The organism is Sulfitobacter sp. HI0040, assembly GCF_001634885.1.
Lineage (GTDB): Bacteria > Pseudomonadota > Alphaproteobacteria > Rhodobacterales > Rhodobacteraceae > Sulfitobacter.
Window position 1 is genome coordinate 1 of sequence record NZ_LWEX01000519.1, and the last position, 1646, is coordinate 1646.

The following is a 1646-nucleotide window of genomic DNA, read 5'->3' on the forward strand; positions in this document are numbered from 1 at the left end:
CGTCCCCTGCGCGTGCCTTGGGGCCGTTTTCGGCGCTAATCTGGGGTTTTCGGGTCTGTGACGGGGCAAAAGCGGCCTCCTTCGGGGGGTGAAGGCCGAAAAGTCTTGCGCGAACACGATTCCTTGCGCCATAAGTTACGGAAACAAGCGATCAAGACGCCAAACTTCGTAACAAGCGGTAAGGCAGTCCATAAGATCGGACATCGAGGGCAGTATGAACGGATCTTTCCGCATCGACCAGCTGGTCGGGCAGCATGCGGCAAACCTGTCGGAACAATTGCAGGCGCATCGCCAGCAGCTTTATCCGCCGGACACCAAGCGCGTCATGCGCCGCTTCACCAGCGGCGAGGTCGCGCAACTTCTGGGCGTCAAGGACGCCTACCTGCGCAAGCTTCATCTCGAAGGGCGCGGGCCAGAGCCTGAAATCCGCTCCGGCGGGCGGCGCTATTATTCCCCGAGTGACATCCAGACCCTGCGCGAGATGCTCGAACAGGGCGCGAAGCTGCCGGGCACCTATCTGCCCGGCCGGCGCGAGGGCGATCACCTTCAGGTCGTGACGGTCATCAACTTCAAGGGCGGCTCGGGCAAGACCACCACGTCGGCCCATCTGGCGCAGAAACTCGCGCTCGACGGCTACCGGGTGCTGGGGGTCGATCTCGACCCTCAGGCGAGCTTTTCGGCCCTCTTGGGGTTTCAGCCCGAATTCGACCTGCTCGACGGTGGCACGCTCTACGATGCGATCCGATACGACGATCCCGTCCCCCTGAGCGAGGTGATCCAGCGCACCTATTTCCCCAATCTGGACGTGGTGCCCGGCAATCTCGACCTGATGGAATTCGAACATGACACGCCCCGGGTCCTGTCGCAGGGCACGGGGGAGTTCTTCTTTACCCGCGTGGCCGAAACGCTGGCCTCGGTGCAATCGGACTATGACATCGTGGTGATCGACTGCCCGCCGCAGCTTGGCTTTCTGTCCATGTCGGCGCTTTCGGCGGCGACGGCGGTGCTGGTGACGGTGCATCCCCAAATGCTCGACGTGATGTCCATGTGCCAGTTCCTGCTGATGACCTCCAACCTTCTGGGGGTCGTGGCGGACGCGGGCGGCGACATGAGTTTTGACTGGTTGCGCTATCTCGTGACCCGGTATGAGCCGGGCGACGGGCCGCAGAACCAGATGGTCAGCTTCATGCGGCAGATGTTCGGCGAACACGTGCTGAACCACACCGCGCTGAAGTCCACGGCCATCTCTGACGCGGGGCTGACGAAACAGACCCTGTATGAGGTTGAGAAATCGTTATTCACCCGTGCGACCTATGAACGCGCTATGGAGAGTTTGAATGCTGTGAATGGAGAGATCGAAGATCTGATTCAGAAAGCATGGGGACGCTGATGGCACGCAAGAACGTACTCGAAGGATTGATGAAACGCGAAGGCGGGGCCACGCCCCCTGCCCCGGCCAGCCCGCGCAGGGCCGCGGGCGCCATCGGCGCGGTGAGCCAGTCGCTGGCCGACCTGCGCACCCGGGCGCTGACCGAAGTCCCTTCGGACATGATCGACGACGCGGGCCTGCATGACCGGCTGGACAATGACCCCGCCGGCATCGGGGAGCTTGCCCGCTCGATCGAGGAATACGGCCAGCAGGTGCC

At 62.6% G+C, this 1646-nt stretch carries 1 protein-coding gene and 1 pseudogene; both read left to right on the forward strand.

The genetic code is table 11. The annotated features are described in order from the left end of the window. The first annotated feature begins 214 nt into the window (after positions 1 to 214). Positions 215 to 1390, forward strand: coding sequence for a plasmid partitioning protein RepA (repA, locus tag A3728_RS19980; RefSeq protein ID WP_067927862.1), 1176 nt, complete (start codon positions 215 to 217; stop codon positions 1388 to 1390). Continuing rightward, a pseudogene (locus A3728_RS19985) lies at positions 1390 to 1646 on the forward strand (plasmid partitioning protein RepB); the annotation flags it as partial. The gene repA and the pseudogene A3728_RS19985, both read left to right, overlap by 1 nt.